At 62.8% G+C, this 19,388-nt stretch carries 26 protein-coding genes; 7 read left to right on the forward strand and 19 right to left on the reverse strand.

Features of this window, described 5'->3' with window-relative positions; genetic code table 11:
- Positions 1-44 precede the first annotated feature (44 nt).
- The 5 genes from ACP7DD_RS10455 to ACP7DD_RS10475 form a co-directional block, all read right to left on the reverse strand.
- A complete protein-coding gene (locus ACP7DD_RS10455; RefSeq protein WP_426174748.1) occupies positions 45-788 on the reverse strand; it encodes an SIMPL domain-containing protein in 744 nt (247 codons plus the stop codon).
- Between the two features lie 78 nt (positions 789-866).
- Positions 867-1,595, reverse strand: coding sequence for an SIMPL domain-containing protein (locus tag ACP7DD_RS10460; protein ID WP_426174749.1), 729 nt, complete (start codon positions 1,593-1,595; stop codon positions 867-869).
- Positions 1,596-1,770: 175 nt separating this feature from the next.
- Complete coding sequence (gene ilvC / locus ACP7DD_RS10465; RefSeq protein ID WP_099789302.1) at positions 1,771-2,787, reverse strand: ketol-acid reductoisomerase; 1,017 nt, start codon at positions 2,785-2,787, stop codon at positions 1,771-1,773.
- 38 nt (positions 2,788-2,825) lie between these two features.
- Positions 2,826-3,317 (reverse strand): acetolactate synthase small subunit, encoded by a 492-nt coding sequence (ilvN, locus tag ACP7DD_RS10470; RefSeq protein WP_099789304.1) that lies wholly within the window; start codon positions 3,315-3,317, stop codon positions 2,826-2,828.
- 1 nt (position 3,318) lies between these two features.
- Positions 3,319-5,046: an acetolactate synthase 3 catalytic subunit gene (locus ACP7DD_RS10475; RefSeq protein WP_426174750.1), complete on the reverse strand. Its 1,728-nt coding sequence runs from the start codon at positions 5,044-5,046 to the stop codon at positions 3,319-3,321.
- Between the two features lie 245 nt (positions 5,047-5,291).
- Between ACP7DD_RS10475 and ACP7DD_RS10480 the strand changes: the two genes are divergently transcribed.
- The 6 genes from ACP7DD_RS10480 (at position 5,292) to ACP7DD_RS10505 (ending at position 8,057) form a co-directional block, all read left to right on the forward strand.
- Positions 5,292-5,501, forward strand: coding sequence for a hypothetical protein (locus ACP7DD_RS10480; protein WP_426174751.1), 210 nt, complete (start codon positions 5,292-5,294; stop codon positions 5,499-5,501).
- Positions 5,502-5,569: 68 nt separating this feature from the next.
- The gene (locus ACP7DD_RS10485) at positions 5,570-6,139 is read left to right on the forward strand and encodes an RNA polymerase sigma factor (RefSeq protein ID WP_426174885.1); all 570 of its coding nucleotides are present in this window, start codon (positions 5,570-5,572) and stop codon (positions 6,137-6,139) included.
- Complete coding sequence (locus ACP7DD_RS10490; protein ID WP_426174752.1) at positions 6,136-6,528, forward strand: DUF3619 family protein; 393 nt, start codon at positions 6,136-6,138, stop codon at positions 6,526-6,528. The genes ACP7DD_RS10485 and ACP7DD_RS10490 overlap by 4 nt, the downstream gene beginning before the upstream one ends.
- The gene (locus tag ACP7DD_RS10495) at positions 6,491-7,249 is read left to right on the forward strand and encodes a DUF3106 domain-containing protein (RefSeq protein ID WP_426174753.1); all 759 of its coding nucleotides are present in this window, start codon (positions 6,491-6,493) and stop codon (positions 7,247-7,249) included. The genes ACP7DD_RS10490 and ACP7DD_RS10495 overlap by 38 nt, the downstream gene beginning before the upstream one ends.
- A 7-nt stretch (positions 7,250-7,256) precedes the next feature.
- Positions 7,257-7,769 (forward strand): RDD family protein, encoded by a 513-nt coding sequence (locus tag ACP7DD_RS10500; RefSeq protein ID WP_426174754.1) that lies wholly within the window; start codon positions 7,257-7,259, stop codon positions 7,767-7,769.
- A 36-nt stretch (positions 7,770-7,805) separates the two neighbouring features.
- The gene (locus ACP7DD_RS10505) at positions 7,806-8,057 is read left to right on the forward strand and encodes a hypothetical protein (protein WP_426174755.1); all 252 of its coding nucleotides are present in this window, start codon (positions 7,806-7,808) and stop codon (positions 8,055-8,057) included.
- Here the strand turns inward: ACP7DD_RS10505 and ACP7DD_RS10510 are convergent.
- From ACP7DD_RS10510 to ACP7DD_RS10565, 12 genes are all read right to left on the reverse strand, one after another.
- Positions 8,054-8,788 (reverse strand): RNA pseudouridine synthase, encoded by a 735-nt coding sequence (locus tag ACP7DD_RS10510; RefSeq protein ID WP_426174756.1) that lies wholly within the window; start codon positions 8,786-8,788, stop codon positions 8,054-8,056. The two genes, ACP7DD_RS10505 and ACP7DD_RS10510, sit on opposite strands and share 4 nt — an antisense overlap.
- Positions 8,778-9,806, reverse strand: coding sequence for a low-specificity L-threonine aldolase (gene ltaE / locus ACP7DD_RS10515; RefSeq protein WP_426174757.1), 1,029 nt, complete (start codon positions 9,804-9,806; stop codon positions 8,778-8,780). The genes ACP7DD_RS10510 and ltaE overlap by 11 nt, the downstream gene beginning before the upstream one ends.
- 3 nt (positions 9,807-9,809) lie before the next feature.
- Positions 9,810-10,691 (reverse strand): class I SAM-dependent methyltransferase, encoded by an 882-nt coding sequence (locus tag ACP7DD_RS10520; RefSeq protein WP_426174758.1) that lies wholly within the window; start codon positions 10,689-10,691, stop codon positions 9,810-9,812.
- Positions 10,678-10,872 (reverse strand): Fe-S cluster assembly protein IscX, encoded by a 195-nt coding sequence (gene iscX, locus ACP7DD_RS10525; protein WP_426174759.1) that lies wholly within the window; start codon positions 10,870-10,872, stop codon positions 10,678-10,680. Before iscX ends, ACP7DD_RS10520 begins: the two co-directional genes overlap by 14 nt.
- A gap of 13 nt (positions 10,873-10,885) precedes the next feature.
- Positions 10,886-11,227 (reverse strand): ISC system 2Fe-2S type ferredoxin, encoded by a 342-nt coding sequence (fdx, locus tag ACP7DD_RS10530; protein ID WP_426174760.1) that lies wholly within the window; start codon positions 11,225-11,227, stop codon positions 10,886-10,888.
- Positions 11,228-11,255: 28 nt separating this feature from the next.
- On the reverse strand, positions 11,256-13,145 hold the full coding sequence (hscA, locus tag ACP7DD_RS10535; protein ID WP_426174761.1) for a Fe-S protein assembly chaperone HscA: 1,890 nt from the start codon (positions 13,143-13,145) through the stop codon (positions 11,256-11,258).
- A 73-nt stretch (positions 13,146-13,218) separates the two neighbouring features.
- The gene (hscB, locus tag ACP7DD_RS10540; RefSeq protein ID WP_426174762.1) at positions 13,219-13,734 is read right to left on the reverse strand and encodes a Fe-S protein assembly co-chaperone HscB; all 516 of its coding nucleotides are present in this window, start codon (positions 13,732-13,734) and stop codon (positions 13,219-13,221) included.
- 4 nt (positions 13,735-13,738) lie between these two features.
- Positions 13,739-14,062 (reverse strand): iron-sulfur cluster assembly protein IscA, encoded by a 324-nt coding sequence (gene iscA / locus ACP7DD_RS10545; protein WP_426174763.1) that lies wholly within the window; start codon positions 14,060-14,062, stop codon positions 13,739-13,741.
- Positions 14,063-14,081: 19 nt separating this feature from the next.
- A complete protein-coding gene (iscU, locus tag ACP7DD_RS10550) occupies positions 14,082-14,471 on the reverse strand; it encodes a Fe-S cluster assembly scaffold IscU (protein WP_426174764.1) in 390 nt (129 codons plus the stop codon).
- A gap of 21 nt (positions 14,472-14,492) precedes the next feature.
- Positions 14,493-15,749: an IscS subfamily cysteine desulfurase gene (locus ACP7DD_RS10555; RefSeq protein WP_426174765.1), complete on the reverse strand. Its 1,257-nt coding sequence runs from the start codon at positions 15,747-15,749 to the stop codon at positions 14,493-14,495.
- A gap of 19 nt (positions 15,750-15,768) precedes the next feature.
- Positions 15,769-16,251, reverse strand: coding sequence for a Fe-S cluster assembly transcriptional regulator IscR (iscR, locus tag ACP7DD_RS10560; RefSeq protein ID WP_426174766.1), 483 nt, complete (start codon positions 16,249-16,251; stop codon positions 15,769-15,771).
- A 162-nt stretch (positions 16,252-16,413) separates the two neighbouring features.
- On the reverse strand, positions 16,414-17,178 hold the full coding sequence (locus ACP7DD_RS10565; RefSeq protein ID WP_426174767.1) for a uracil-DNA glycosylase: 765 nt from the start codon (positions 17,176-17,178) through the stop codon (positions 16,414-16,416).
- Between the two features lie 158 nt (positions 17,179-17,336).
- Here ACP7DD_RS10565 and ACP7DD_RS10570 point away from each other — a divergent pair, with 158 nt between their 5' ends.
- Positions 17,337-17,768: a CBS domain-containing protein gene (locus tag ACP7DD_RS10570; protein ID WP_426174768.1), complete on the forward strand. Its 432-nt coding sequence runs from the start codon at positions 17,337-17,339 to the stop codon at positions 17,766-17,768.
- A gap of 80 nt (positions 17,769-17,848) precedes the next feature.
- Here the strand turns inward: ACP7DD_RS10570 and ACP7DD_RS10575 are convergent, their stop codons facing one another.
- Positions 17,849-18,670 (reverse strand): hypothetical protein, encoded by an 822-nt coding sequence (locus tag ACP7DD_RS10575; RefSeq protein ID WP_426174769.1) that lies wholly within the window; start codon positions 18,668-18,670, stop codon positions 17,849-17,851.
- On the reverse strand, positions 18,670-19,329 hold the full coding sequence (locus ACP7DD_RS10580; protein ID WP_426174770.1) for a hypothetical protein: 660 nt from the start codon (positions 19,327-19,329) through the stop codon (positions 18,670-18,672). Before ACP7DD_RS10580 ends, ACP7DD_RS10575 begins: the two co-directional genes overlap by 1 nt.
- Positions 19,330-19,388 lie beyond the last annotated feature (59 nt).

The raw sequence follows: 19,388 nt of genomic DNA on the forward strand, positions 1-19,388 counted from the left end.
TCCTATTATAGTAGGCTAACGAAATACATAGCGAACCGTTACTATTACCTGAACTTAAGCTTGCCGACGAGGCGCATCTGCAAAGTCGTCTCGCCCGGCTCGAAAGTAGGCTCGGCCACTTCCGGCGCCGTCTTCGCCGCCATCATGCGCGCGCCGGTGACGCTGACAGCTTGCTCGGCGTAGCGGCCGGAGCCTTCGAAGTCGATGGTGTCGATGACGGCGTCGCCCGGCTTGCGGCCCATCGCCGCGGCGATCGAGGCGATGCGCTCGTTCAGGTTCAGATAAGTGGCGGCAATACGGCGCTCGTCGAGTTGCTTGAGCGTTGCAGGTGACAAGCCGAACCGCAGGTTGTTGAGCGACATGACGTTCTGGGCCGCGGCGGTGGTCTTCGCCAAGTTTGCCAGGTTGGTCGTTTTCACTTCCAGATACTGGCCGACGCGCCAGCCCACCGGCACCGGCCTCGACACGGCCGCGCCATCCAGCGGCCGCTGCTCGGGATAGATGGGATAGGTGTAATAGCCCTGCGTTTTCAGGCTCGCCTGCGGATCCTCCCGGCGGATGATCTCGGTGCCCTGCTTCATCTTCTGATTGACGCGCGACGCGGCGGCGGTCTTGTCCTTGTCCTGCTCCTCGACCGCAAACGCCGCCGTGGCCTGGTCGTTGGCGTGGGTCACTTCGCCAAACGCCGGCACGACCACCAGTGCGCCAGCGGTCGAGCTCGTCGTTTGCGCGTTGGCGTGCGCGCACAGCACCAGCGCGGCGGCGATGAACAGTTTCGGCAGCGACATAACTTTCTCCTCAGATTGACTTAATGAAGAGACAAGATAACCCGAAAGGGAAAGTTAATGCGCCGCCAACACAGAAAATTACTTGAACTTCACCTTGCCGACCAGACGCATTTGCAGCGTCGTCTCGCCCGGCTCGAAGGTCGGTTCGCTCACTTCGCCCGAGTCCTTTGCCATGCGCGACATTGCCATTGGCGCCCCGGCAGCTTCGCCCTGCGCCGCATAGTTGCCGGAGCCTTCGAAATCAACCGTGTCGAGCACGGCGTCGGCGGTGTTGCGCCCCATTGCCTTGGCGATCGACGCGACTCGCTCGGTCAGGTTGCGGTAGGTCGCGCCGATGCGCTGGTCGTCCAGCTTCTTCAAGGTGGCAGGGGTCAGACCAAAATTGAGGTTGTTCAGTGCGAGCACTTTCTGGGCGGCGGCCGTTGTTTTCGCCAGGCTGGCCAGGCTGGTGGTTTTCATTTCGACGTAATTGCCGACACGCCATCCCGTCGCGACGGGTTTTGGCATGGTGCCGTTCGGCAGCGGGCGTTGCTCCGGGTAGATCGGATAGGTGTAGTAGCCCTGCGTCTTCAGAATCGCTTGCGGGTCTTCCTTGCGCAGGATGTCGAGGCCCTGCTTCATTTTCTGGTTCACGCGCGATGCGGCGGCCGCTTTGTCCTTGTCCTGTTCTTCGACGAGGAAGGTGGCGGTGGCCTGGTCGTTCGGATGCGTCACTTCGCCAAAAGCGGGGACGATGACGAGCGTCTGGGCGTGGACTTGCGATGCCAGGATGATCGTGGCGGCGATGAGGAGTTTCGGAAAAGACATGTGACTCTTTCAGGTTGTTGTTCTTAGCCTGAAAGATAACCGGAAAACGGCGAGCGGCGGGCGTCGGACACCATTCGTTGCAATTGATTACTGTTTACATACAAAGTACACGCAAAATGAAAAACCGCCAGTCCCGCCTACGCGGGAATGACGGCCTTGAGAGTTGCGGTGCTGCTTAGTTTTTCGACTGGTCGACCAGCTTGTTCTTCGCGATCCACGGCATCATCGCGCGCAGTTTCTCGCCCACCACTTCGATCTGGTGCTCGGAATTGAGGCGGCGGCGCGAGATCAGGGTCGGCGCGCCGGCCTTGTTCTCGAGGATGAAGCTCTTGGCGTACTCGCCGGTCTGGATGTCCTTCAGGCACTGGCGCATCGCATCCTTGGTGGCCGACGTGACGATCTTCGGACCGGTGACGTATTCGCCGTACTCGGCGTTGTTGGAGATCGAGTAGTTCATGTTGGCGATGCCGCCTTCATAGATCAGGTCGACGATCAGCTTCAGTTCGTGCAGGCACTCGAAGTACGCCATCTCCGGCGCGTAGCCGGCTTCGGTCAAGGTCTCGAAGCCAGCCTTGATCAGCTCGACGGCGCCACCGCACAGCACTGCCTGCTCGCCGAACAGGTCGGTCTCGGTCTCTTCGCGGAAATTCGTTTCGATGATGCCGGCGCGGCCGCCGCCGTTGGCCATCGCGTACGACAAGGCGATGTCGCGCGCCGAGCCGGACTTGTCCTGGTAGACGGCGATCAGGTGCGGCACGCCGCCGCCCTGCGCATAGGTGCCGCGCACGGTGTGGCCCGGCGCCTTTGGCGCGATCATGATGACGTCGAGGTCGGCGCGCGGCACGACCTGGCCGTAGTGCACGTTGAAGCCGTGGGCGAAGGCCAGCACGGCTCCCTGCTTGGCGTGCGGCGCGACGTTTTCGTTGTAGACCTGGGCGATGTTCTCGTCAGGCAGCAAGATCATGATGATGTCGGCGGCCTTGATGGCGTCGTTGACTTCAGCTACTTTCAGGCCGGCCTGTTCGACCTTGTTCCACGAAGCGCCGCCCTTGCGCAGGCCAACGGTGACGTTGACGCCCGAATCGTTCAGGTTCTGTGCGTGGGCGTGGCCCTGCGAGCCGTAGCCGATGATGGCAACGTTCTTGCCTTTGACGAGGGAGAGGTCGCAATCTTTGTCGTAAAAAACGTTCATGATATTTTTTCCTGTAATTTTAAGTTGTGGGGAAATGCTCAGACTTTGAGGATGCGTTCGCCGCGGCCGATGCCCGAGCCGCCGGTACGGACCGTTTCGAGGATCGACGCGCGGTCGATCGAATCGATGAACGCGTCGAGCTTGCTCTTGGCGCCGGTCAGTTCGATCGTGTAGGTCTTCTCGGTGACGTCGATGACGCGGCCGCGGAAGATGTCGGCGGTGCGCTTCATCTCTTCGCGCTCCTTGCCGACCGCGCGCACCTTGATGAGCATCAGCTCACGCTCGATGTGCGAGCCTTCCGTCAGATCGACCACCTTGACCACCTCGATCAGGCGGTTCAGGTGCTTGGTGATCTGCTCGATGATGTCGTCCGAGCCGCTGGTGACGATCGTCATGCGCGACAAGGTGGCGTCTTCGGTCGGCGCCACGGTCAGGGTCTCGATGTTGTAGCCGCGGGCCGAGAACAGGCCGACCACGCGCGACAGCGCGCCGGCTTCGTTTTCCAGCAGGACAGAGATAATATGGCGCATGTCAGAGGTCCTCCGAGCCAAGCAGCATTTCGGACAGGCCCTTGCCGGCTTTCACCATCGGCCACACGTTTTCCGACTGGTCGGTAATGAAATTCATGAACACCAGCCGGTCCTTCATGCTGAACGCTTCTTTCAAGGCGCCGTCGACGTCACCCGGCTTTTCGATCTTCATGGCGACGTGGCCGAATGATTCAGCCAGCATCGAGAAGTCCGGCAGCGAATCCATGTACGACTCCGAATAGCGCCCGCCGTAGTCGATCTGCTGCCACTGGCGCACCATGCCGAGGGCACGATTGTTGAGCAGGATGATCTTTGGCGTCAGGTGGTATTGTTTGCAGGTAGCCAGTTCCTGGATGTTCATCTGGATCGAGCCTTCGCCGGTGATGCAGGCAATGGTCGCGCCGGGGTTGGCCATCTGCACACCCATCGCGTACGGCAGTCCGACGCCCATCGTGCCGAGGCCGCCGGAATTGATCCAGCGGCGCGGCTTGTCGAACGGATAGTACTGGGCCGCCCACATCTGGTGCTGGCCGACGTCCGACGTGATGAAGGCGTCGCCGCCGGTCACTTCCCACACTTTTTGCACGACCGACTGCGGCTTGATGATGGTGTCCGAATCCTGGAACTTCAGGCAGTCGCGGCCGCGCCATTCGCCGATCTGCTTCCACCAGTCCTTCAGCGGCGCCGCATTGACCTTGGCGTCGGCGGCGTCGAGCTGCGACAGCAACTCGACCAGCACATCCTTGACGTTGCCGACGATCGGAATGTCGACCTTGACGCGCTTCGAAATGGACGACGGGTCGATGTCGATGTGAATGATCTTGCGCGGATGCGAGGCGAAGTGCTTCGGGTTGCCGATCACGCGGTCGTCGAAACGGGCGCCGATGGCGATCAGGACATCGCAGTGCTGCATCGCCATGTTCGCTTCGTAGGTGCCGTGCATGCCGGGCATGCCGACCCACTTGTCGGACGACGAGCGGTAGCCGCCCAGGCCCATCAGCGTGTTGGTGCACGGGAAGCCGAGACGGTCGACCAGCTTGTTCAGCTCGGGCGCGGCGTTGGCCAGGATCACCCCGCCGCCGGCGTAGATCATCGGCCGTTCGGCCTGCAGCAGCAGTTGCACCGCCTTGCGGATCTGGCCCGAGTGGCCCTTGTCGACCGGCTTGTACGAGCGCATTTCGATTTCCTTCGGATAATCGAAATGGCAGGTGTGCATGCTGATGTCTTTGGGGATATCGACCAGCACCGGACCGGGACGGCCGGTGCGGGCGATAAAGAATGCTTTCTTGATCGTTGCCGCCAGGTCGCGCACGTCCTTGACGAGGAAGTTGTGCTTGACGACGGGGCGGGTGATGCCGACCGTGTCGCACTCCTGGAACGCGTCCTGGCCGATCGCGTGGCTCGGCACCTGGCCGGAGATGACGACCATCGGCACCGAATCCATGTAGGCGGTCGACAAGCCGGTGACGGCATTGGTCACGCCCGGACCGGACGTGACGAGGGCGACCCCGACCGTATTCGAACTGCGCGAATAGGCGTCGGCGGCGTGGATGGCGGCCTGTTCATGGCGCACCAGTATGTGCTGGAATTTGTCTTGCTTGAAGATGGCGTCGTAGATATACAGCACCGCGCCGCCGGGATAACCAAAGACGTGCCTGACGCCCTCTTCGGCCAGACAGCGGACGACAATCTCAGCGCCCGTGATGGGAGCTGTCGTTTCGTTGTTCATGATACATTCCTTTCAAGACCCATTGGGAGGTGATCGGATGCTCTTTCCTAACGAGATACACGTGGCGCGACAGTGCTCAGGCTTCCCTTCTTTCTGCGGTCACGGCGATTTTTCACGTACCCATAGATACGTTACGAACCGGCGCTAAGCGCAACTCGTTTGGCGTGAGTTTCTGCAGCGGTTACGCGAACCTCTCGTACTTGTGGCACGGGTTAGAGCAAACTGCCTACATATGAAAGCGCGTCATGTCGATGGTGGCCTTGTGTGCCGGTCACGACCTGACCATACAGCTTCGGGGTTGCAAAGCGTGGCTTACCTTACTGCGTTGCACCATTTTGGTCAAGGTAAAAGATGGCGGCGTGATCCGCGGCGGTGCATTTTGCGTAAAAACCGAGCAAAATGGCCCGTTTTTTGCTAGGATGCGTCAGTTTTGCAGTTCAGCACTATTGGCGTAATGACGTCACCCCTTCAGACATCGGGGTCAGACCTAGGTCTGACCCCGATGTTGCAACTCCTTCCGCGCATGGCCACAGACAAAGAATTATCCGATTTCCTCGAGCATGTCGAGCGGCGCGCCTTCAAGCAGGCGGTCTACGCCGTGCGCAAGGACGAGGCCGCTCTTGATATCGTGCAGGACGCGATGATCAAGCTTGCCGAAAAATACGGTGACAAGCCGGCTGCCGAACTGCCGATGTTGTTTCAGCGCATCCTCCAGAACACCATCCTTGATTACTTCCGCCGCGAAAAAGTGCGAAATACGTGGGTCAGCCTGTTCTCTTCGATGGGCAAACGCGATGGCGGCGACGACGACTTTGATATACTCGATTCGTACGAAGCGGAAGAAGGTTCTGCCCGCGCTGAGTCGAGTGCCGACCAGGTCGAGCGGATGCAGACCCTGGCGGTGATCGAAGCGGAGGTACAAAAACTGCCTTCGCGTCAACGGGAAGCGTTCCTGATGCGTTATTGGCAGGACATGGACGTGGCTGAAACAGCGGAAGCAATGGGGTGTTCAGAAGGTAGCGTCAAGACACACTGTTCACGGGCGACCCATACCCTCGCCGAAGCGCTGAAAGCCAAGGGATTAAAATTATGAATACCGAAGACATCAACCTGGCGTACAAAGTGCGGCACGCGCTCAACGCGAACCTCGACAATTTGCCGGCTTCCACCGCCGAACGGCTCGCTTCGGCGCGCAAGATGGCCGTTTCGCGCAAAAAAGCGCACGCCCCCGTCCAGGTCGCACAGCGCGCCCTTGCCGGCAACTTCGGCAGCTTTTTTACATTCTCCTCACTCGGTCGCGCCGGCGCGATCATCCCGCTGCTGGCCCTCGTTGCCGGCCTTGCCGGCGTGTACCAGTACGAGCAGCAGCAGCGCATCGCCGAACTCGCCGAGCTCGACGCGGCGGTACTGTCCGACGAACTCCCCCTGACCGCCTACCTCGATCATGGTTTTAACGCCTATCTGGCGCAGCGCGGTCAATAAGGTGACTGCCGCGCATTTGTCTTTCTTCTTCAAGGCGGCCGTAACGGCGCTGGCATTGTCTGGCCTGGCCGGCGCCGCCGTCGCGCAGGCGCCCACTTCACCAGCGCCGGCCGCAGTCAGGCCGCCGGTCCAGAAGGCCCCTGAAAAGCCGTTGTGGAATACGCTGACACGCCCGCAGCAGATCGCGCTCGAGCCGCTGGCCGGCGAGTGGGACCGCATGGAAGGCGTGCGCAAGCAGAAATGGCTTGAGATCGCCAACCGCTATTCGTCGATGAAGCCCGACGAGCAGGTGCGGGTGCACGAACGCATGCGCGACTGGCTTAAAATGACGCCGGACGAGCGCCGCCTGGTGCGCGAGAATTACACGCGCACCAAGAAAATCGACCCAGGCCAGAAATCCGAGGAGTGGGAAAAGTACCAGCAGTTGCCGGAAGAGCAAAAGAAGAAGCTTGCCGCCGATGCCGCCATCGCACGCGGCAAGAAGCAGGTCGCCAACCTGCCGTCGGCGGCGCAATCGAGCGGCAAGACGGTGGAGCCGCTCAAGCGCACGCCGCCGCCGGTGGCAACCTGCCCGGCCGGCACAGTGAAAAATACCGCGGCGCCGACGCCGGCCTGCGTTGCGGCGCCTGCCGCCGCGCCCGCAGCGGTCGCTCCCGTTGTTCCTACGACAGTCACCCCCACACCGGTCGCCCCGGCAGCTCCCGTCCCAAATGCAAAATAGTAAGTCTGTGATTGCAACGCCGACCGTCAAACGTCGCCTGATCAGTATGGTGTATGAAGCCTTCCTGTTTATCGCGGTCGAGGCGCTGGCGATGTTTATCTACCTGTTTATCACCCAGAAATTTCATTCATCGCTGATTGAACATGGCCGCAATGCCGTGTTCTTTCTCGTTGGCGCCTTGTACTTCATCCATGCGTGGAGCGGCAGCGGACATACGCTGGCGATGAAGACGTGGCGTATCAAGGTCGTCAAACTCGGTTACAAGACGGTGCCGTACCGCGCGTCCGCCGTGCGCTACCTGATGGCGTGGTTCTGGTTTCTGCCGGCGATCGTGGCGTGTTACGCGTTTGGGTGGAAGAGCGCCGGCCAGGTCAGCGCAGCAGTGGCGGTCGGGATCGTGGCATGGGCGGCGACCGCGCTGTTGAACAAGGATCGGCAGTTCCTGCATGACCGGGTTGCCGGTACGCGGTTGATATCGTTGCCGAAGCCGGAGAAGAAGGTTAAAGCGGCGAAGGTTTAAGTCGTCACTGCTCACGCATGCTTGCAAAGATACGCGATGATCGAATGTAACCGCACGATGGAACAGGCGAAGCGCGACTTCGCCGCCGGCCGGCTGACCGGCGCCATGCTGATCCGCGTGCCGATGACCACGTCCGACTGGACCATCCGCCTTTCCGGCGCCAAGGGCGACGCCGGCATGCTGCTCGATGTGCAAACCCTCGAACCCTACTGCTTCGCCAGTCTCGACAAAGCCGTCAAGGCGCTCGACCAGATCGGCTTCTCGTTCTCGCAGCTGAAGGTAGTTTAAAAGCGCTCGTACTCGTGTAGGTAGCGCCACTGCCCTACCGGCAGGCTGGCCATCGGCACGCGGCCAACGCGAATGCGCTTGGTCGACACCGGCGTCAATCCGACCATCCGCAGCATGTGCACGAGCTGCCCCGGCTTGGGTCCCTTGACCGCAAAGCGCAGGCGCGTTTCGTTCTGCCAGCTGACCTTCATCGGCGCGATCTCCTTGCCGTTGAACGGCAGGCCGTGATTGAGCAGCGCCAGCCCGCCTTCGCGGATCGTCCCTGCCACTTCGATGATGAACTCCTGCTCGACCCGCTGGCCTTCGTCGACCAGCTTGCGCGCGACGCGGAAGTCCTGCGTGTAGACCACCAGCCCGCTCGCCTTTGTCTCCAGCGGCGAAGCCAGCGTCAGGTTCGACAGGTGGCGCTTGAGGAAGCGCTGGTTGCCGTGATCGGGCAGCACCAGCGTCTGCTGCGTCAGACAACTGGTGGCAGCCTCGCCGTCGTTGTCGAAGCCGGCACTAAAGAGCGCCGGCTTGTGCAGCAGGATCGTCACCGGCGCCAGGTCGACCAGCGCGGCATCGGGATGCAGCGTCACTTCCTGATCGTCGGCCACGCGCGCGCCGGCTTCCTCGACGACCGCGCCGTCCACGCTGACCCAGCCGCCGGCGATGTACTTGTCGGCTTCGGCGCGCGAGCATGGCATCATTTCGGCCACGCGCTTGGCGAGCCGGATGGTGTTATCGGTCATTGTGCTCTTTGAAAAATCCGGTGAATACGGCGATGACGCGCTCGACGTCGGCCGCGCTGACATCAAGGTGCGTCACCAGCCGCGTATGCGGGCCGACGGTGGCGCGGATGCGCTCGCGCGTGAGCGTGGCGCGCAGCGCGTCGCACGCTGCCGGCGGCACGTCGACGTAGAAGATGTTGGTCTGCGGCGTGGTGACCTGCAGGCCCTCGATGGCGCGCAGGCCGGCCGACAGCCTGGCCGCGTTGGCATGGTCGTCGGCGAGGCGCTCGACGTTATGTTCGAGCGCGTACAGGCCGGCCGCGGCCAGCACGCCGGCCTGGCGCATGCCGCCGCCGAGCATCTTGCGCCAGCGCTTGCCCTGTTCGATGAACGCCTTCGGCCCGCACAGCACCGAGCCGACCGGCGTGCCCAGCCCTTTCGACAGGCATACCGACACCGAATCGAAGCCGGCCACCGCGGCGCGCAGGCTGATGCCCTGCTTGACGGCGGCGTTGCAGATGCGCGCGCCGTCGAGGTGCGTGGCAAGACCGCGCGACTTCGCCAGCGCCGTCGCCTGCGCCATGTAATCGGCGCCGAGCACCTTGCCGCCGATGGTGTTCTCCAGCGCCAGCAGGCGCGTGCGCGCGAAGTGCATGTCGTCCGGCTTGATGTAGTGCTCGATGTCGCCCAGCGCGAGGCTGCCGTCCGGCTGGTTGGCGATCGGCTGCGGCTGGATGCTGCCCAACACAGCCGCGCCGCCGCCTTCATATTTATAGGTGTGCGCGTCCTGGCCGACCAGGTACTCGTCGCCGCGCCCGCAATGGAGCATCAGCGCGATCAGGTTGCTCTGGGTGCCGGACGGCGCGAACAGCGCCGCTTCGTAGCCAAACAATTCGGCCGTCACTTCCTGCAAGCGGTTGACGGTCGGGTCGTCGCCGTAGACGTCGTCGCCGACGGGGGCTGCCGCCATCGCGGCGCGCATCGCCTCGGATGGTTGGGTGACGGTGTCGCTGCGCAGGTCGATCCAGTGTTCACTCATGATTTATGCGTGGGTCAAATGTTCGGTGTAGAAGCGCTGGCCCATTTCTTCGAGGCCCAGCGTGGTCAGGACTTCCTGCAGCCGCTCGCTCGGGCGCTTGCGCGGCAGGTTCTTGTAGCCGGCGATGATCAGCTCATTTTTCATCGAGTGCTCCCAGCCTACCAGCTCGGTGACGTTGACCTGGTAGCCGTGCGCCTCGAGCTGCAGGCAGCGCAGCACGTTGGTGACCTGGCTGCCGAATTCGCGGGTGTGCAGCGGATGGCGCCAGATTTCGGTCAGCGCGCTCTTGCCGAGGTCCTTGCCCTTGTTCTTCTTGAGGACAGTGGCCACTTCGGCCTGGCAGCACGGCACCAGCACCATGAACTTGGCCTTCTTCTTCAGCGCGAAGTCGATGGCGTCGTCGGTGGCGGTGTTGCAGGCGTGGAGCGCGGTGACGATGTCGATTCTCTCCGGCAGCTTGTTCGACGTGGTCGACTCGGCCACCGACAGCGGCAGGAACGACATGCCGGGGAACTCGAGGCGCTTGGCCAATTCGGTCGATTTCTGCACCAGCTCTTCGCGCGTTTCGATGCCGTAGATGTGCGAGCCGTCGTCCTTGTTCTTGAAGAAAAGGTCGTACAGGATGAAGCCGAGGTAGGACTTGCCGGCGCCATGGTCGACCAGCGAAATGGCCGGATGGTCCTGCTGGATTTCGTTCAGCAGCGGCTCGATGAACTGCACCAGGTGGTACACCTGCTTGAGTTTGCGGCGGCTGTCCTGATTGAGCTTGCCGTCGCGCGTGAGGATGTGCAGTTCCTGCAGCAGCGCGACCGACTGGCCGGGGCGGATTTCAGGGGCGAGCTCCTGGGATGCGGCAGCCTTGCCGCCGGCGTCAGCGCGCTTCATCGATCCACGCTGCCTGGATCGCTTCCAGGACCTTTTCGCCGCCGCGCGTGCGGTCGTCGTCGAAGCCGTCAAGCGCGACGACCCAGTTGTGCAGGTCGACGAAGCGCACCGCGGCCGGGTCCGCGTCAGGATATTGTTCGTACAGGGCTTCGGCAATCGCCGTGATGTCGCTCCACTTCATGACTACTTCCCGTTCAATGGTTTTTTTCGGCGGCGTGGTTGATCGTGTATTTCGGGATCTCGACCACCAGGTCGGTGTCGTCGACGATCGCCTGGCACGACAGGCGCGACACCGCTTCCAGGCCCCACGCCTTGTCGAGCATGTCTTCTTCTTTTTCTTCCGGCTCGTCGAGGCTGTCGTAGCCTTCGCGCACCAGCACGTGGCAGGTGGTGCAGGCGCACACGCGGTCGCATGCGTGCTCGATGTCGATGTCGTTTTCGAGCATGACGTCGCAGACGGATTTGCCTTTCGGCGCCTCCAGCACAGCGCCTTCAGGACAGAATACGGGATGGGGCAGGATGACAATTTGCGGCACTGGGATTACCTCTTCAATTTTTGTAAGTTCAGACTTCGTCGAGCGTTTTGCCGGCCAGCGCGCTGCGCACGCTCCGGTCCATGCGGCGCGAGGCGAATTCCTCGGTGCCTTGCGCCAGCGCTTCGACGGCGGCGTGCAGCGTCGCCTGCGCGGCCGGCACGTCGGCCGGTTCGCCGGCAGTGGCGGCAACCGCGTCGCGCACCTTGGCCATCAGCGCATCGATGGCGCTGCGCTCGTCCGGCGACAGCAAGGCGGCGTCGCCGTCCAGCGCGGACTGGGTGGCCAGCAGGATGCGCTCGGCCTCGACCTGCTCTTCGCGCAGCGCGCGCAGCACCATGTCGACCTGGGCCGAGGTGTAGGAGTCCTGCAGCATGCGCGCGACGTCGTCGTCGGCCAGGCCATACGACGGTTTGACGGTGATGTGCGCTTCGACGCCGGAGCGCGTTTCGCGCGCCGACACCGACAGCAGGCCGTCGGCGTCGACCTGGTAGGTGATGCGGATGCGGGCGGCGCCGGCCACCATCGGCGGAATGCCGCGCAGCTCGAAGCGCGCCAGCGAACGGCAATCGGACACCAGCTCGCGCTCGCCCTGCAGCACGTGCACCGCCAGCGCCGTCTGGCCGTCCTTGAAGGTGGTGAACTCCTGGGCGCGGGCGCACGGGATGGTCGAATTGCGCGGGATGATTTTCTCGACCAGCCCGCCCATCGTCTCGATGCCGAGCGACAGTGGAATGACGTCGAGCAGCAGCCAGTCGTCGCCGGCAGCGCGGTTACCAGCCAGCAGGTTGGCCTGGATGGCGGCGCCGAGCGCGACCACTTTGTCCGGGTCGATGTTCGCGTGCGGGATCGTCTTGAAAAACTCGGTGACGGCGCGCCGCACGTGCGGCATGCGGGTGGCGCCGCCGACCATCACGACGCCGTCGACGTCGTCGACCGACACCGACGCGTCGCGCATGGCTTTTTTAATCGCCGTCATGGTCTTGGCGACCAGGTGCTTCGTCATCTCGCAGAATTCTTCGGCGGTGACGCGCAGGTGCACGATCTCGCCGGAGTTGAGGATGGCGTCGATGGTGGTGGCGGCGTTGTTGGACAGCTGCTCCTTGGCCTGGCGCGCCTTGACCATCAAGGTGGCGGTGTCTTCGTCCGACAGCGGCGCCAGCTTGGCGTGCTCCGAGATGAAGCAGAACAGGCGGTGGTCGAAGTCGTCGCCGCCCAGCGCGGAGTCGCCGCCGGTGGAGAGCACTTCGAACACGCCCTTGGACAGCTTGAGGATCGAGATGTCGAAGGTGCCGCCGCCGAGGTCATAGACGGCGTAGACGCCTTCGGAGCCATGATCGAGGCCGTAGGCGATCGCCGCGGCGGTCGGTTCGGACAGCAGGCGCAGCACGTTCAGGCCGGCCAGCTGGGCGGCGTCCTTGGTGGCCTGGCGCTGCGCGTCGTCGAAGTAGGCCGGCACGGTGATGACGGCGCCGACCAGGTCGTCGCCGAGCGAATCTTCGGCGCGCTGGCGCAAGGTGGCAAGGATCTGCGCCGAGATCTCGACCGGGCTCTTGACGCCGGCGACGGTGCGGATCTGCACCATGCCGGGCGAATCCTGGAAATCGTACGGCAGGTTTTCGGCGTGGGCGATGTCGGCCAGGCCGCGGCCCATGAAGCGCTTGACCGAGACCACGGTGTTTTTCGGGTCGGTTGTCTGGTGCGCCTGCGCCTTGTAGCCGATGTGGGCGTGGCCGTTGGGCAGGTAGCGCACGATCGACGGCAGCAGCAGGCGGCCATCGTCGTCGCTGAGCACTTCGGGAATGCCGCTGCGCACGGTGGCGACCAGCGAGTTGGTGGTGCCAAGGTCGATGCCCACTGCCAGCCGGTGCTGGTGCGGAGCGGTCGACATGCCGGGTTCGGAGATTTGGAGTAAGGCCATGGTTGTTTGATCTGTCTTCTTTTTATTTGATGGTGCGGCGGCCAGGTCTGGGGGCAGACCCCGGTTTGGTCCCCTAGGACTCAGCGGCCTCAAATGCGTGGTGAACTTCCTCGCCGAATTTATCAAGGAACATCAGGGCGCGCACGCCCTCCGCGGCCTGCTTGAAATCACCCGCATCGAGCTTGCCGCCCACCTGTTCGAGCCGCGCCTTGCGCTCGCCCTTGACCTGCTCGTCGAGCGCTTCGAGCGCCGCGACATCCTTGTCCGCCCTCGCCTCGCCGAGCGCTTCGCGCCATTCCATCTGCTGCATCAGGAAGTCCATCGGCATCGCCGTGTTCGATTCGGTCTGCAGGTCGACACCATTGAGTTCGCACAGATAGCGCGCGCGCTTCTGCGGATGCTTCAGCGTCTGGTAGGCCTCGTTGGCGCGCGTCGCCCACTGCATCGCGACGCGCTTTTCGGCGTCGGTGGCATTGACGAAACGGTCGGGGTGCACCTGCCCCTGCACGTCGCGATAGGCCGCGTCGAGCGCGGCCAGGTCGATCGTGTAGCGCTCCGGCAGTTGAAACAGGTCGAAGTGATTCTGCATGATGCTAGATGCGGAAGCTTTCTCCACAACCGCACTCATCCTTGACGTGCGGGTTGTTAAACCTGAAGCCCTCGTTGAGGCCTTCGCGCGTGAAGTCGAGCTCGGTACCGTCGATGTACGGCAGGCTTTTCGGGTCGACGAATACCTTCACGCCGTGCGACTCGAAGATCTGGTCTTCGGCGACGGCTTCGTCGACGTACTCGAGCTTGTAGGCAAGCCCGGAGCAGCCCGTCGTGCGCACCCCAAAACGCAAGCCGACACCCTTGCCGCGACGTTCAATGTAGCGGTTGATGTGCTTGGCTGCTTTTTCGGTCAGTGTGATTGCCATGTGGTTCTCCGCAAACTTTTTAAGCGGCCGCCGGATGCTTGGTCTTGTAGTCCAGCACGGCTGCCTTGATGGCGTCTTCCGCCAGGATCGAGCAGTGAATCTTGACCGGCGGCAGCGCCAGCTCTTCCGCGATCTGGGTGTTCTTGATCGCCAGCGCCTGGTCGAGCGTCTTGCCCTTGACCCATTCGGTCACCAGCGAGCTTGACGCGATGGCCGAACCGCAGCCGTAGGTCTTGAACTTTGCGTCTTCGATCAGGCCATCGGCGCCGACCTTGATCTGCAGTTTCATGACGTCGCCGCAGGCCGGCGCGCCGACCATGCCGGTGCCGATCGTCTCGTCGCCCTTGTCGAAGGCGCCGACGTTACGCGGGTTTTCGTAATGGTCCAACACTTTGTCCGAATATGCCATGGTGATACTCCTTAGATACGATTAGTGGGCTGCCCATTGGATCGACGCGATGTCGATGCCGTCCTTGAACATATCCCACAGGGGCGACAGTTCGCGTAATTTGTGCACTTTCGATTTCAGCAGGTCGACCGCGAAATCGATGTCCGCTTCGGTCGTGAAACGGCCGATGGTAAAGCGGATCGAGCTGTGCGCCAGTTCGTCGCTGCGGCCCAGCGCGCGCAGCACGTAGGACGGTTCCAGGCTGGCCGAGGTGCAGGCCGAACCGGACGACACCGCCAGGCCCTTGATCGCCATGATCAACGATTCGCCTTCGACGTAGTTGAAGCTGACGTTCAGGTTGTGCGGCACGCGGTGCTCCATGTCGCCGTTGATGTAGACCTCTTCGATCTCCTGCAGGCCGGCGGCCAGGCGGTCGCGCAGCGCCTTGACGCGGACGATTTCGCTGTCCATCTCTTCGCGCGCGATGCGGAACGCTTCGCCCATGCCGACGATCTGGTGGGTCGGCAAGGTGCCGGAGCGCAGGCCGCGCTCGTGGCCGCCGCCGTGCATCTGCGCTTCGAGGCGCACGCGCGGCTTGCGGCGCACGTACAGCGCGCCGATGCCTTTCGGGCCGTACGTCTTGTGCGCGGTGAAGGTCATCAAGTCGACCTTGCTGTTGGCCAGGTCGATGACGACCTTGCCGGTTGCCTGCGCGGCGTCGCAATGGAAGATGATGCCCTTCGAGCGGCACAGCGCGGCGAGTTCTTCGACCGGCTGGATGACGCCGATCTCGTTGTTGACGAGCATGACCGACACCAGGATCGTGTCAGGCTGGATCGCGTCGTTGAGCTGCTCGACCGTGATCAGGCCATTGTCTTGCGGTTCGAGGTAGGTGGCGGTGAAGCCGACGCGCTCGAGTTCGCGGACCGTGTCGAGCACGGCCTTGTGCTCGGTCTTGACCGTGATGATGTGCTTGCCCTTGGTCTTGTAGAACTGGGCGGCGCCCTTCAGCGCGAGGTTGTTGCTTTCGGTCGCGCCCGAGGTCCAGATGATTTCACGCGGGTCGGCGCCGACCAGCTTGGCCACTTCGGCGCGCGCTTCCTCGACGGCCGCTTCGGCCGTCCAGCCGTACATGTGGCTGCGCGAGGCGGGATTGCCGAACTGCTCGCGCAGGTACGGAATCATCTTGTCGGCGACGCGCGGGTCGATCGGCGTGGTCGCCGAATAATCCATGTAGATCGGAAAATGCGGGGCGGTCACGAATGTGTGCTCGAGGTTCTTGTCCAAAGGCGCGTTCATCAAATCACTCCAATATGCTTTAATTTTGTCCGACGGCGGCGTGGTTGCGGTGCATCACGACGACGGCTTGTTCCGAATTCTTTTGCTTCTGCTGATCGACCAGGTCTTGCAGGGAGACCGAATCGAGGTAATCGACCATCTTCTCGTTGAGCGTTGCCCACAGCTCGTGCGTCATGCAGCGCGTGCCGGTGGCGGCGTCGGCGCCGCGGCAGTTTTCCTTGCTGCCGCACTGGGTGGCGTCGATCGGCTCGTCGACGGCGATGATGATGTCGGCCACCGTCACCTTGTCGGCCTTGCGCGCCAGGCTGTAGCCGCCGCCCGGGCCGCGGATCGATTCGACGATCTCGTGGCGACGCAGTTTGCCAAACAGCTGCTCGAGGTAAGACAGCGAGATGGCCTGGCGCTGGCTGATGCCCGACAGCGTGACAGGACCGTTGCCCTGGCGCAGGGCAAGATCGATCATCGCAGTAACAGCAAAACGGCCTTTAGTGGTCAGACGCATCACAACCCCGGTCAATGTTAGAATATTGCACCCACCCAACTGACCATGTCGTGCGTCGAAGGAATTCGATGCCCTGATTAGTTGAATGATTTAGTCAAGTATAGCAAATTCCCACCCGCTTGTCTTGGAGCGCCCCATTCCGCCAACGAGTGCCGGCGGGACTCAGCGCGCGCGCAACAGCCGCATCGGTCCGAACAATTGCTGCATGCCAGCGTGCGTGATGAATGACAGGTTGTAGGGATGCTCGGAGCAGAGCTGTTCGAGGCCGCCGCACTCGGGCAGCGTCTTGAGCTGCTCGGCGATTTTGCCCCACAGCACCAGCTTGGCGCCGGTGCCGGCCAACGACGCCAGCACCACTTGCAGGAACGGCAGCCAGGCGCGCGCCTCGGTGACTGGCGCCACATGGGGGCGGAACACCAGCGCGGCGTTGAGCAGCAGGAAGCCGTGGCGCGTCAGGTTCTGCTGCAACTGCGCCAGCGTCTGGATCGAGCCGTTGCCGCGGGCATTGGCCGCCACCGGCGCGATCGCCGCGCCGCCGGTGTCGCCGGCGCTGAGCTGGCCGTCGGCCACCAGCAGCATCTTCATGAAGTTGCGCAGCGACGTGGCGCGGTTGACCGGCTTCGACAAGCCCGCTTCGCTCCACAGGTCGCCGACGGCGCCGTCCATGAAGCACACGCCGGTGGCGCTCTCGGCGCGCGGATACGGCCCCTCCCCCACCAGTACGTAGCGCACCGCCGGCAGCGGCAGGGCGAAGGCGGCGAACAGGCGCTGCCCGGTGGGCAGGTAATCGTCGGCGGCGAGGTCCGCCAAGTAGCCGGGAATGGCGGCGGCGACCGCGGCCAGGCCGCCCTGCAGGATCGGGCGCCAGCTGGCGTCGGCCAGGTCGAGCGCGTCGAGGATGGCGGCGGGAATGGTGTTGGCAGGCATGTGGGAGCGGCGCGGAAAGGGGCGATTGTAGCGCAGGCTTCGCTGCCGGATGCGCGCGAATGATGCAGTTTCAACCATGCGGCTGATTTCTTGAAATAAGTGCATCATTCGGGCTCCCCCAGTTGGGGTTCAACCAATTATTCCGTAGGGAGGTTCACATGCAAACGATTCAAGACGTAATGACCCGCAATGTAAAAAGCATCTCGCCAGAAGACACCGTGCGCCGCGCCGCCGAATTGATGAAGGAACTCGATGTGGGCGCCGTTCCGGTTGTCGACGGCGCCAAGCTCGTTGGCATGCTGACCGACCGCGACATTACGATCCGCTCCACCGCTGCCGGGCAAGATCCGAGCAAGACCCGCGCCGGCGACGTGATGAGCACCGACGTGCGCACGTGCTTCGCCACCCAGACGGTGGAAGAAGTGCTGGCCGAAATGGGCGACGTGCAGATCCGCCGCGTCGTCGTTGTCGACCAGGCATCGCACTCGCTGGTCGGCATCGTGTCGCTGGGCGACATGGCCACCAAGAATGCCGCCAGCACCGACCAGGCGCTGGGCGAAATCTCGCAGCCAAGCGACAGCAAGGCTTAATTTGCCACGGGGCCCGCGCTGCTTTGCACTGCGGGCTGGCTCGGTGAAAGTCGGTGCTCACGCGCTCGCGAGGACTGGCTCTACCAGCCGATCTTGCCTTCGGAGTCGAAATCCTCGATGAGCTCGGGGCGGCTTATTCGATATTTGCCTTCGGGCGGGATCGACGAGTCGCCCAATGCATCGAGCGCCAACGCTTCCAACGCGCCGCTGAAACCGACGACGGCAGCGGTATTGGCCTTGTCGACATCGAACTTGAGCAGCCAGCAACTGCCGCGCGCGACCGCGCCCGAGGCAGCCCCGTCGACAAGAATCGCCCCTTCCCGGTTGGCAAAGCAGGCGCGCAATGCGTTTGGCCGATGCTCGCGGATCTGCCGCAGCGCCAGTTCACCGACGCCAATTCTTCGCCGCACCAGCTCGTATTCGCCGATGGCGCGCGCAAAGTCGCGGTATGGCAGCACGTTGCCTTGGGCGCGCACGGTCCAGACAGCCGACAAGGTTTTCTTCTTGGTCTGCGTGTTGAACATCAAGGTGCCATCCTCGTCCGCGGCAACCGGCACTTCGGGCAGCAGGAAATAGCCGCCCCGCGTTACCGGGACCACCTGCTCGAACGTCTTGCCGACAATTGCCACCGCCCAGCTCGCCGGCAAGAAGTCATCCTGCTCGGATTGCGACAGGCTGGTATACAGCACGCGCATGCGGATGTCGCTGACGCGCGGCTCGGGCGGCAGCAAGGACAGCAGACGCTGCTGGATCTTGTAGGCCGACAGGTAAGGCATGTCGCCGGCATTTTTCTTCGAGCGGATTTCCACCGCGGGCACCGCCGTATCGACAGCGTCCTGAGCGAGCGCCGGCGCGCAGCAGAAGGCCGCCAGTGCCAGTGCCAGCAGAGGCGCGTCCGGCATCAATTTGGCCTCGGCACCCAGTTGTCCATGCTGCTGAGGATATTGACCTTGGCGTCGACGAACGGCACCAGCACCTTGAGGCGGAACTCGGAGCGTTCGGGCAGGCTGCCGGCCAGCTTGTGCGGCATGTAGCTAGTCGCCATGAACATGTCGAACATCAACGTGCCGCGCAGCTTCGACTCGACGTGATGGGCCACGCCGGTGACCGGATCGACCCAGAGGCGTACCGAAACATTCACCGGCCCCTTCGACTCGGCGACGTCGAACATGGTCCAGCTCTTGCCATGCAACAGCTGGCCGTCGGTGCGCTTGACCGGCGCGTTCATCCGCATCAGTTCATCGGTCATGTTGTTGGCGTCGTTCATCTCCGTTTGCCCTTTGGACGACTTGCCGGGTTCAGGCTTGGGCTCGATCTGGACCGTGTCGTAGATCGGCTTGCCGTTGTCCCAGCCCTTCAGGCGCGCCCTGACTTTGACGCGCTCGTTCTTGTCGTCGCCACTGGCGTCGATGCGCATGGTTTTCTCTTCCGGCGCCCACTTCTTGACCAGCGCGGAGTGCGCCAGCGTTTTGGTCCAGAGTGGATCGACGGTCTGCGCCTGCAACGGAAGTGCGAGCGACAGTGCGGCGATGGCAAAGGCGGCAAGCTTGAAAAGTTTCATCAAATGCACCGAAGAGAAAAAACAATTGTATGAGGAGTTTCGGTGCACGTGGGGAATAT

The organism is Massilia sp. TWR1-2-2 (assembly GCF_049897565.1).
Classification (GTDB): Bacteria; Pseudomonadota; Gammaproteobacteria; order Burkholderiales; family Burkholderiaceae_D; genus JAFCUW01.

Coding starts and splice junctions, on each gene's coding strand:
- ACP7DD_RS10455 (WP_426174748.1), bottom strand. CDS start 788: ATGTCGCTGCCGAAACTGTTCATCGCCGCCGCGCTGGTGCTGTGCGCG.
- ACP7DD_RS10460 (WP_426174749.1), bottom strand. CDS start 1,595: ATGTCTTTTCCGAAACTCCTCATCGCCGCCACGATCATCCTGGCATCG.
- ilvC (WP_099789302.1), bottom strand. CDS start 2,787: ATGAACGTTTTTTACGACAAAGATTGCGACCTCTCCCTCGTCAAAGGC.
- ilvN (WP_099789304.1), bottom strand. CDS start 3,317: ATGCGCCATATTATCTCTGTCCTGCTGGAAAACGAAGCCGGCGCGCTG.
- ACP7DD_RS10475 (WP_426174750.1), bottom strand. CDS start 5,046: ATGAACAACGAAACGACAGCTCCCATCACGGGCGCTGAGATTGTCGTC.
- ACP7DD_RS10480 (WP_426174751.1), top strand. CDS start 5,292: ATGTCGATGGTGGCCTTGTGTGCCGGTCACGACCTGACCATACAGCTT.
- ACP7DD_RS10485 (WP_426174885.1), top strand. CDS start 5,570: ATGGCCACAGACAAAGAATTATCCGATTTCCTCGAGCATGTCGAGCGG.
- ACP7DD_RS10490 (WP_426174752.1), top strand. CDS start 6,136: ATGAATACCGAAGACATCAACCTGGCGTACAAAGTGCGGCACGCGCTC.
- ACP7DD_RS10495 (WP_426174753.1), top strand. CDS start 6,491: ATGGTTTTAACGCCTATCTGGCGCAGCGCGGTCAATAAGGTGACTGCC.
- ACP7DD_RS10505 (WP_426174755.1), top strand. CDS start 7,806: ATGATCGAATGTAACCGCACGATGGAACAGGCGAAGCGCGACTTCGCC.
- ACP7DD_RS10510 (WP_426174756.1), bottom strand. CDS start 8,788: ATGACCGATAACACCATCCGGCTCGCCAAGCGCGTGGCCGAAATGATG.
- ltaE (WP_426174757.1), bottom strand. CDS start 9,806: ATGAGTGAACACTGGATCGACCTGCGCAGCGACACCGTCACCCAACCA.
- ACP7DD_RS10520 (WP_426174758.1), bottom strand. CDS start 10,691: ATGAAGCGCGCTGACGCCGGCGGCAAGGCTGCCGCATCCCAGGAGCTC.
- iscX (WP_426174759.1), bottom strand. CDS start 10,872: ATGAAGTGGAGCGACATCACGGCGATTGCCGAAGCCCTGTACGAACAA.
- hscA (WP_426174761.1), bottom strand. CDS start 13,145: ATGGCCTTACTCCAAATCTCCGAACCCGGCATGTCGACCGCTCCGCAC.
- hscB (WP_426174762.1), bottom strand. CDS start 13,734: ATGCAGAATCACTTCGACCTGTTTCAACTGCCGGAGCGCTACACGATC.
- iscA (WP_426174763.1), bottom strand. CDS start 14,062: ATGGCAATCACACTGACCGAAAAAGCAGCCAAGCACATCAACCGCTAC.
- iscU (WP_426174764.1), bottom strand. CDS start 14,471: ATGGCATATTCGGACAAAGTGTTGGACCATTACGAAAACCCGCGTAAC.
- ACP7DD_RS10555 (WP_426174765.1), bottom strand. CDS start 15,749: ATGAACGCGCCTTTGGACAAGAACCTCGAGCACACATTCGTGACCGCC.
- iscR (WP_426174766.1), bottom strand. CDS start 16,251: ATGCGTCTGACCACTAAAGGCCGTTTTGCTGTTACTGCGATGATCGAT.
- ACP7DD_RS10565 (WP_426174767.1), bottom strand. CDS start 17,178: ATGCCTGCCAACACCATTCCCGCCGCCATCCTCGACGCGCTCGACCTG.
- ACP7DD_RS10570 (WP_426174768.1), top strand. CDS start 17,337: ATGCAAACGATTCAAGACGTAATGACCCGCAATGTAAAAAGCATCTCG.
- ACP7DD_RS10575 (WP_426174769.1), bottom strand. CDS start 18,670: ATGCCGGACGCGCCTCTGCTGGCACTGGCACTGGCGGCCTTCTGCTGC.
- ACP7DD_RS10580 (WP_426174770.1), bottom strand. CDS start 19,329: ATGAAACTTTTCAAGCTTGCCGCCTTTGCCATCGCCGCACTGTCGCTC.